Source organism: Candidatus Methanoperedens nitratireducens, assembly GCF_900196725.1.
In the GTDB taxonomy this organism is placed as follows: domain Archaea; phylum Halobacteriota; class Methanosarcinia; order Methanosarcinales; family Methanoperedenaceae; genus Methanoperedens; species Methanoperedens nitroreducens_A.
Map to the genome: position 1 here is coordinate 1 of NZ_FZMP01000217.1, position 8,006 is coordinate 8,006.

Here is an 8,006-nt window from a genome sequence, read left to right on the forward strand (position 1 = left end):
ATAGTTTCAGCAAAAAAGGTTACACTCCCATGTTTTAGGCGCAAAGCCAACTCTCAGAACAGCGTTTTAAACGCCACGCCCAGCAATTTGATAAGCTGCACCTTATCCCCGCGGCTGATGAGCTTCTGGAGCAGCACGGACGGATGGTCCATATCGCCATACTCTGTTATGCAGTCCCTTATCTCAGGCTTGTTCAGGAACGCTATGAACTCGTTCAGGTTCTCATCGCTCAATTTCCCCAGGCTCTTATGAATCCTCATCCCGATAGCCAGTTCCCGCCCTGCGGCACTGCGCCATCGTTTCTCATATTCCTCCAGTCTTGCTTCCTTACGCGCAGCTCTTGCAGCAACTTCTCCGGCTATCTTCGCGCATACTGCGCCCATGTAAACGCCGCCTCCTGACGTAGGTTTCACCTGTCCTGCCGCATCTCCCAAAAGCATTACGTTTTCTTTTACAGTTCTATCCGGCGGGCCCAGAGGGATGCCTCCGACCACATGCTCTGTACGCGAACCCCTGTACCTTGAGGCGACGACAGGATGTTCCAGCAGTTTTTCAAGATAGTGCTGTACAGGAAGGCTATCAGGGTTCTTAGCCAGCCCAATGCGCGCCATATCGCCGAAAGGCACAGCCCAGGCAAAAAACCCGGGCGCAATGTTATTACCTGTGAAAATCTCCACAGATCCGGGGTCACTGGCAGCATAAGGTGCTTCAAACTGTATCCCCGACAGGAATTTTTCGCATCGTGGAAGCCCGACTGCTCTGCCCACACTGCTCTGTATCCCATCTGCCCCGATAATAATATCAGCCTGGATATCTTTTCTCTCACCACTCGATATTACTGATATTTTATCTCCATGTATGTCTGTGAAACGAGTTTTTAAGAGTATCTCCACACCTTCATCCAGCGAGCGCTCGATAAGTGCCCTATCAAACATTTTCCTGTCGATAACATATGCCTTTATGCCTTTTCCGCGCACGGTGAGTTCCTCTCCGTCCGGGGCATACACAAAAGCCCCTTTCATCCTTGCGAGAACAAAACTTCCCTCTCCTATTTCGCACTCCGCAAGCGCAGCTGTGCTTATCAGCCCCGTGCACTGCACAGGTGAGCCGATGCTTGCATGTTCTTCTATCAGCAGCGTCCTGGCTCCGTTTTTAGCAGCGTATTTTGAGGCAACCGCGCCGGCAGGTCCTGCGCCGACTACCACAACGTCATACTTCATATCCGCTTAATGCATCGGCAGGATAATTAATCCTTAGCAGAAAGTTTTTAAGATTCCCTGACGATACAACATACCATGAAGCGCACTTATCATGAGTTCCCGCAAAAACCTGAATTTGAACGGAAATATAATTTCAGGGCTGACCTTCCTTACATCGTAAGAACGTTAGCGGAGATGGATAACCAGTTCGGAACATTTATAACAGATTCGCCCGACCTGAAAGGACGTGCCATAAAAGCCAAAAGAAGTATAAATGTTGAAATCACAGACAGAAGCGTTAATTTTTATCCGCTTAATAAAGACAGCCTTGCGGATGTGCTTCAGGATGTTAAAAATGAGGGGACTATCGATTTCAGGATAGCTCTCAAATATTCGTTCCTGGATGAAAAATTCGACCGCGTCCCCTTCAAGGGAGATTCCTACCTCGTCCGCACCCAGCTGGAGAATGGCGTACTTACGATGAGAATCCACCACATCGAAGGCATGGGCAGGACCGAATGTGCGAAAATAGCGGACACTATTGTTGATGAGATAAAACGACACGCTCCCAATGTCTGAACTACTTTATTCCGTTGCTGTTCCTTTCAAAAGGAAAGGGAAGGAAGCCCTCAAAGAGAGCGACTTTGTACTTGCGCTCTCCATCGACCTCCACTGGTTCAATCCCGAACAGGCAAAGAATATATTGAACCAGGCTGAAAAAGCGGGGCTTATAAAAAAGGAAGGGGAGCTTATCATGCCCGCATTTGATTTAAATTCAGTCGAAATCCCCACAGGATTCAAGCCGGATTCAGGCGCCTTTGAGAAGAAGCCCGTCTTTGAGAGGGTCATCGAGCGGATGATCGCTGCAACAGGTATGGAAAAGCGCAAAGTTATCTCGCTGATAAATAAAAAGCAGGAAGAGCTGTCCAAACTTGTTGAAATAGAGGTCAGCGCCCTTCTCGTTGCACTGGAGAACGGCGTGTCTGTGGATGACCTTATCGATGAGGAATGTGCGGCTTTGCTTACTCCTTCGTCTTCTTCTTGAAAAGCTTGATGAACTCATCGCATTCCTTGACAAGCTCGTTGGATGCTTTTTTAATCACTTCTATGGGATCAGCCCCATCCGTTCTCACGAAAAGCACCGGGTCGCTTATTGTGGGATGTTTAATATCATACGTCGCTATTTCGACATGCTTGTTGTTCAACAGGACTGTTTTCAGGGCATTGAGGAGAGTGTGCGTCTCCCCAGCGACCTTGATGCTTATCTCGTTTTCCGTCTTATTTACGATTGTAAGTTCCATGCTTTCACCTAAATAATACCTGTCCCGTAATCCGAAGACAGTTTTCTCGTCTCAACCCTGTTACATTTAGGGCATTTGAGTTTATTATTTTCTTTTTTTAATACTGTCCTGCAATTACTGCAATAAGCCTTCATAACGCCGAGTTCTTTGTTTACGGTCGTCAGGCGCATGTTCCTGAGGTCTATCACTCTTGCCTTGACGATATCAAAGGGTGAGAATTCGGAATACAGTTCCTTCACGTAGGCATCCTTGATGTTCGAGACATGGATGGCGGCCTGCTCTGCATTTACGATCTCCCGCTCTCCCCTGCCTTTAATGGATGCAATCTCAACAAGCGCGACCGATTCTTTTATATCAGTGACCTGACCGATCACGATATCTCCGACCTGCAGCTGCGGTGGAACGTTCGTGACAGGAGTGACTGATATCGAGCGCTCCCTGGCGTTTATTTTTACGATCCCGGTCGTGGCTGCGTATATGTTCCCTTTATCCACGAAAGTACCGTTTTTGGGAGTGAACTCCTCCGATGTTCCTATAAGGTCGCCAGGCAATACGATCTTCTCCTCGACGACTTCTTCCTTTGCTATCTCTTCCTCAGGCTGCACTTCAGGCGCCTCTTCAGATTGTTCTATCTCTTCTTCAGTTTCCGGCAGCATTTCTTCTTCCAGCTCTTCAACTTCTTTTTCCTCTACTTTCTCGTTTTTCTCTCTTGCATCGCCTTTTCCAAGCTTTCTCCTGCTTGTGACCTTCTTTCTCTTGATCCTAATAATAATCCCTCTATCTTTTCTCTATCCTGTATATCTCTGCTTTTATGACCTGTACTTCCTTCGTATGAAACATGAATGTTCTTTTGATAGGAAAATCGATTAATCGATAATCTGTTATGACTGACGGACTAATGAATTTTTTTATGAATTCGCTGCTTCCGGCGTTATGTATGGAGTAAACCACGCTGCTTAATTCGAGGGCTTTCCTCAGAAAAGGGCGGTCGCTTCCCCGTACCTGGGCGCCGAACGGAGGGTTCATCACTACCGTATGCGCTTTTCCGCACACTTCATTTATGCTGCTGCATACGAGCTCGACATCAACGCCGAGCTTTTTTGCATTTGCCCGTGCTATCTCAAGAGCGTCTCTATCATCATCAAAACCTATAACCTTTTCTGCTCCCAGGAGTTTTGCCCCGATCGCGAGGACCCCGCCGCCGCATCCCAGGTCATAGACCGTATCCGCGATGTCCCCCCTCATGAGCGCAAAATGCAGCATTTCTGCAGCTACCGGCGCGGGCGTGGCGTACTGTTCTTTTGACGGCTTCGGAGATTTGAAACCCTCTACCTGTTCCAGCAGTATTTCAAGGTGCTTTTTCTTCATGGTTTTTTTGCCATAAAATGAACTGCAGGCATCATGGCTTCCCCGCTCACGTTCACCTGGGCGAAATACTGCCTTGCAAGCGTCTTGATGCCTGTCCCGCCCTCTTCTTTCTCCCTTTTAATAAGGTCACCGAGCATCAGGAGATGTGACCTTGTATAATCCCTGGGTATCATGATTTCGCGTTTTACGGTCTCGACCGTGATCTCGCTGAAACCGTAGGCCGAGAGCTTGTTGCTTATATCCTCGAATTCATGGGCGTATATAGCCCCGATTGTCTTTAGCAGCTCGTTGAAAAGCAGGCTTGATCTTTGCGCCTCGTTCCTCGGCACCCAGAGGAGTATCATGAATGAGAACACCGCCTCCTTTTTCAATACCCTTGCAATCTCCCTGAACACATGACCGAGCATGTCCGGGGGAATGAGATCAAGGTAATGATAAGAGACTACTGCATCAAAGACTGAATTTTTGAAGGGCAAATTTACCGGTTTTATTAGAATGCTATTTGTCAATTGCCTTGGTTTTGTTATCCCGAAAACAGCAGAGGGTAATTCATTTGTAAGTGTTCCTCCGAAATCAAGGATGCGGGAACGGGGGTTCAGATTCGAGCGTTTTACGAATTCCTGTCTATCTTGTGCTGCGTAGGGCATAAGGGTTTATTTTAGCGTTTTTATGATTTTAAGTAGTTGTATTTACGTTTCTGGAAACTTCTAATGAGACGCGCCTGGACGTATAAGCGTACACCAGTGTGTTCTCTTCAAGAATAATACTCATGTAACATTCTGCCTAAGTGAAGAAATATTCAAGTTCAATGGATAATTTTTCAATCTCCTTTCTCATCTCAGTCGACATTTCGATCACCTTTCCTATCATTCCTCTCAAGTAATATCATACTATCTTTTAATAGACATCTTCCCCTGAATTATAATAACTCACGATGAATCGATGTGTTAATATATGTACAGCCCGAAACCTGCATATGGAGGATTTATGAAGAAATCTTTAGGTGCAAAAACTCTTGTTTATCCGATCCCGGTCTGGGTTGTGGGAACTTACGACAAAGAAAGAAAGCCGAACGTAATGACCATCGCCTGGGGCGGGATTTGCTGTTCAAGCCCCCCATGTGTAGCCATCTCTCTTCGGAAAGCGACATATTCTTACGGAAATATCGTAGGGCGAAAAGCTTTTACGATAAATGTTCCATCCGAAAAGTACGTCAAGGAAGCTGATTATTTCGGGACAGTCTCAGGTAGGGATGTGAATAAGTTCTCCGAATCCGGGCTTACAAGCGTGGAGAGCGACCTGGTCGATGCTCCGTATGTGAAGGAATTCCCTCTTGTTCTGGAGTGCAGACTGATTCACACTATTGAAATAGGATTGCATACTGAATTTATAGGCGAGATAATGGATGTCAAGGCAGATGAAACTGTGCTGGGGAAAAACGGGGCAATTGACGTTGAAAAATTAAAACCCGTCATATTCGCTCCCGATATTGCGGGCTATTACGGGGTCAGCAAACCTATTGGAAAGGCGTTTTCCATAGGAAAAAGATAGGGAAGACGGTATAAGTAGAAGCATCCCGGATACGAAAACAAGTATGCCGGCAGCAATGCCGCCAAGGAGATTATTCTTGGTCACGCGGATTTTATCTCTTTTTATCACCTGGACATATTTACAGCCGTCTTGAGGTTAATCGGTTTTATTAAATTAACGAGAGGGTCGAAATGATTAATTTTTTCTGGATCTTTTTGATATTAGCTTCTCCCTCTCTTCGTCATCCTTTCGCATCTCTTCTATTTGTTTTCTTACAGCTTTGGAGTCAAGCTGTCCTTTCAATATCCCGAACAGTGTCGTAAAATCTGTAGTTTTAGGTTTCATTTTAATGTAGCTGGCCTTATCTTCGATGATCAGACTCTCTCCCGTTTCTACCATGTTTGTTTTTTCTAATGGATATATATTTTATATAAATCTCGATCGCATCCGCCCGGATACCTGAAGTTCATTCAGGCAGTCGGTGGGATAGATGGAGTTTTTCAATCAGCTGTATACTCGAAAAAGAACACGGATGACACGGATTCGACGGATACGCACGGATTTCCCATCATCCGTGGGAGTCGGCATCGCCCATGCATGCGTATTCTATGACCCTCCTATCCCCCAAGCGCAATAACAACACCAGTTATCACCATACCCACGCTCATCATAACAGTACCCGTATGGAACTTATTTCTTCCCACATAGCCTCCCCATCTGTAGCCGATAGCAAAGAGCATGATAAGCCCGATAGCACTGGAAAATCTCATAGCCCAGACGCCATCAAATAGCAGGAACGGTAAAAGCAGAGGCATCCCGGATATGAAAACAAGCGTGCCTGCAGCAATTCCGCCCAGAATATCATCCTTTGTCGCCCGCGTATGGTTTTCAACTGGCTTAAGGCGCGCCAGGATGTGCTGTGCTACCTCATGTTTTTCGCGCTCGCCCAGGGTATCTACGATTGTCCCTTCAAGCTCTTCTCTTATCTTCCGAAGATCGCACCCTTCCCCTGTGCATGTGGAAGCCTCCTGCGCAGCAAGCGCGATTCTCCCTCTCTCAAGCAAGTTGCTGTAAACATATATTATACAATCCACGAGCCCCCATGCAATGCATGCGCCTATTCCGGCACTTATGATGGCTTTAGCTGAGCCGGTCTCAAGCCAGACAGTGCCCGTGATAGCGAGCACCATTATCAGCCCGAAAAGTACCTCGGAATGGCGGTCAGAAGGTGAAAGAAGAGCGCGAAATTTTATCATATTTGCAACCGCAGTATCTCAGAGGTTGCCTTTAATTTTTCCTAGGTATATCAGCGTTGCCTTTTTCTCCTCCATCTGCCTGGTATTGCGGCAGCAGCGCTCTTTGATTATATAAATCCCGGACACACCCTGTGGGAGCTTTAAGTGCGGGGGGTATATACCACATTATCAAGCCATCCGGCATCGCTTCCACTCGTAATGGCTCTGTTTTTGGTGTACATCCATTTCAGCGTATGAGTGCCTGAAGATAAAACGTATGTCTGCTGAACCCATGAAGTATTGCCGCTGATCATGGCTCTCCTGGAGCCATCGATATAGAAGTACAGAGCATCCAAATCCTGTTCCGATGAGACTTTCCAGTAGAATTTCAGGATACCGGATCCGGTGACCGTTGTCTGGACCCAGGTATTCTGGTTATCGCCGATATTGCCGCTCTGCGCAGAATCGTTGCCGTAATAATATACGCTGGTCTGTCCGAACCATGCAGCATTGCCGCCTGTAGTCCACTGTAGAGCTGTGTTATCCACCGCTTCCCCGATGGATGGGGTAACTTTAAGAGTATAATTTACAGTCCTCGTGATATTGCCGCTAACCCCGCTGATTATTATGGAATATGTGCCAGCTGGAGTTGAAGCCGAAGTCGATATTGTCAATGTTGAAGAATTAGTCGGGTACAAGGAGGACGGATTGAACGAGCAGGATGCTCCCGCCGGCAGTCCTGAACATGAGAACGATACTGGTTTTGAAGCGCCTGATGTAAGTGTCGCAGTAGCTTTCGTAGATATCTTATTACCCTGTAAAACTGAACCGTTTGATGGGCTTAAAGACAGGGAGAAATTAAATGGAACTGGAACGACCGTAAGGTTATATTTCGCATTCCTTGTTATATTTCCATCAGTTCCACTGACCGTAATAGGATATGTACCTGCCGGGGTCGATGACAGAGTCGAAATTATCAGCGTTGAAGAATTAGTCGGGTATAAGGAGGACGGATTGAACGAGCACGACGCTCCTGAAGGAAGTCCTGAGCATGAGAACGATACTGGTTTTGAAGCGCCTGATGTAAGTGTCGCAGTAGCTTTTGTAGATATCTTATTGCCTTGCACCACCGAACCGTTTGATGGGCTTAAAGACAGGGAGAAATTAAATGGAACTGGAACGACCGTAAGGTTATATTTCGCATTCCTTGTTATGCTCCCGCCTGCTCCGCTAACTGTTATAGAATATGTGCCAGTTGGAGTTGAAGCCGAAGTCGATATTGTCAATGTTGAAGAATTAGTCGGGTACAAGGAGGACGGATTGAACGAGCACGACGCTCCCGCTGGCAGTCCTGAACATGAGAATGATACTGG

General features: G+C 46.7%; 12 protein-coding genes. 4 read left to right on the forward strand and 8 right to left on the reverse strand.

All coding sequences use genetic code 11. The features are described from left to right. Window positions 1-53 precede the first annotated feature (53 nt). Window positions 54-1,220, reverse strand: coding sequence for a geranylgeranyl reductase family protein (locus MNV_RS15755; protein ID WP_096206901.1), 1,167 nt, complete (start codon window positions 1,218-1,220; stop codon window positions 54-56). 75 nt (window positions 1,221-1,295) lie between these two features. On the opposite strand from MNV_RS15755, the gene MNV_RS15760 reads away from it, so the two are divergent. Further along, window positions 1,296-1,778: a hypothetical protein gene (locus tag MNV_RS15760; protein WP_096206902.1), complete on the forward strand. Its 483-nt coding sequence runs from the start codon at window positions 1,296-1,298 to the stop codon at window positions 1,776-1,778. Then, complete coding sequence (locus tag MNV_RS15765; RefSeq protein ID WP_096206903.1) at window positions 1,771-2,244, forward strand: DUF2240 family protein; 474 nt, start codon at window positions 1,771-1,773, stop codon at window positions 2,242-2,244. Before MNV_RS15760 ends, MNV_RS15765 begins: the two co-directional genes overlap by 8 nt. Here the strand turns inward: MNV_RS15765 and MNV_RS15770 are convergent. From MNV_RS15770 to MNV_RS15785, 4 genes are all read right to left on the reverse strand, one after another. Then, window positions 2,222-2,500 carry a DNA-directed RNA polymerase subunit L gene (locus MNV_RS15770; protein ID WP_096206904.1) on the reverse strand — a complete coding sequence of 93 codons (279 nt, stop codon included), beginning with the start codon at window positions 2,498-2,500 and terminating at the stop codon, window positions 2,222-2,224. The two genes, MNV_RS15765 and MNV_RS15770, sit on opposite strands and share 23 nt — an antisense overlap. A gap of 8 nt (window positions 2,501-2,508) precedes the next feature. Next, the gene (locus MNV_RS15775; RefSeq protein ID WP_096206905.1) at window positions 2,509-3,156 is read right to left on the reverse strand and encodes an exosome complex RNA-binding protein Csl4; all 648 of its coding nucleotides are present in this window, start codon (window positions 3,154-3,156) and stop codon (window positions 2,509-2,511) included. A gap of 121 nt (window positions 3,157-3,277) precedes the next feature. Further along, on the reverse strand, window positions 3,278-3,868 hold the full coding sequence (locus MNV_RS15780; RefSeq protein WP_096206906.1) for an METTL5 family protein: 591 nt from the start codon (window positions 3,866-3,868) through the stop codon (window positions 3,278-3,280). Then, window positions 3,865-4,515 (reverse strand): class I SAM-dependent methyltransferase, encoded by a 651-nt coding sequence (locus tag MNV_RS15785; RefSeq protein ID WP_096206907.1) that lies wholly within the window; start codon window positions 4,513-4,515, stop codon window positions 3,865-3,867. The genes MNV_RS15780 and MNV_RS15785 overlap by 4 nt, the downstream gene beginning before the upstream one ends. A gap of 340 nt (window positions 4,516-4,855) precedes the next feature. On the opposite strand from MNV_RS15785, the gene MNV_RS15790 reads away from it, so the two are divergent. After that, complete coding sequence (locus tag MNV_RS15790) at window positions 4,856-5,419, forward strand: flavin reductase family protein (RefSeq protein ID WP_096206908.1); 564 nt, start codon at window positions 4,856-4,858, stop codon at window positions 5,417-5,419. A 174-nt stretch (window positions 5,420-5,593) separates the two neighbouring features. Here the strand turns inward: MNV_RS15790 and MNV_RS15795 are convergent, their stop codons facing one another. The 3 genes from MNV_RS15795 to MNV_RS15805 form a co-directional block, all read right to left on the reverse strand. After that, window positions 5,594-5,797 (reverse strand): hypothetical protein, encoded by a 204-nt coding sequence (locus MNV_RS15795; RefSeq protein WP_096206909.1) that lies wholly within the window; start codon window positions 5,795-5,797, stop codon window positions 5,594-5,596. A 218-nt stretch (window positions 5,798-6,015) separates the two neighbouring features. Continuing rightward, a complete protein-coding gene (locus MNV_RS15800) occupies window positions 6,016-6,654 on the reverse strand; it encodes a VIT1/CCC1 transporter family protein (RefSeq protein WP_096206910.1) in 639 nt (212 codons plus the stop codon). A gap of 140 nt (window positions 6,655-6,794) precedes the next feature. Beyond that, complete coding sequence (locus tag MNV_RS15805; RefSeq protein WP_096206911.1) at window positions 6,795-7,181, reverse strand: hypothetical protein; 387 nt, start codon at window positions 7,179-7,181, stop codon at window positions 6,795-6,797. Window positions 7,182-7,260: 79 nt separating this feature from the next. Here MNV_RS15805 and MNV_RS15810 point away from each other — a divergent pair. Beyond that, a partial coding sequence (locus MNV_RS15810; RefSeq protein WP_143311845.1) for a hypothetical protein occupies window positions 7,261-8,006 on the forward strand: 746 nt, incomplete at its 3' end.

Coding starts and splice junctions, on each gene's coding strand:
- MNV_RS15775 (WP_096206905.1), bottom strand. CDS start 3,156: ATGCTGCCGGAAACTGAAGAAGAGATAGAACAATCTGAAGAGGCGCCT.
- MNV_RS15780 (WP_096206906.1), bottom strand. CDS start 3,868: ATGAAGAAAAAGCACCTTGAAATACTGCTGGAACAGGTAGAGGGTTTC.
- MNV_RS15755 (WP_096206901.1), bottom strand. CDS start 1,220: ATGAAGTATGACGTTGTGGTAGTCGGCGCAGGACCTGCCGGCGCGGTT.
- MNV_RS15765 (WP_096206903.1), top strand. CDS start 1,771: ATGTCTGAACTACTTTATTCCGTTGCTGTTCCTTTCAAAAGGAAAGGG.
- MNV_RS15800 (WP_096206910.1), bottom strand. CDS start 6,654: ATGATAAAATTTCGCGCTCTTCTTTCACCTTCTGACCGCCATTCCGAG.
- MNV_RS15790 (WP_096206908.1), top strand. CDS start 4,856: ATGAAGAAATCTTTAGGTGCAAAAACTCTTGTTTATCCGATCCCGGTC.
- MNV_RS15795 (WP_096206909.1), bottom strand. CDS start 5,797: ATGGTAGAAACGGGAGAGAGTCTGATCATCGAAGATAAGGCCAGCTAC.
- MNV_RS15760 (WP_096206902.1), top strand. CDS start 1,296: ATGAAGCGCACTTATCATGAGTTCCCGCAAAAACCTGAATTTGAACGG.
- MNV_RS15770 (WP_096206904.1), bottom strand. CDS start 2,500: ATGGAACTTACAATCGTAAATAAGACGGAAAACGAGATAAGCATCAAG.
- MNV_RS15785 (WP_096206907.1), bottom strand. CDS start 4,515: ATGCCCTACGCAGCACAAGATAGACAGGAATTCGTAAAACGCTCGAAT.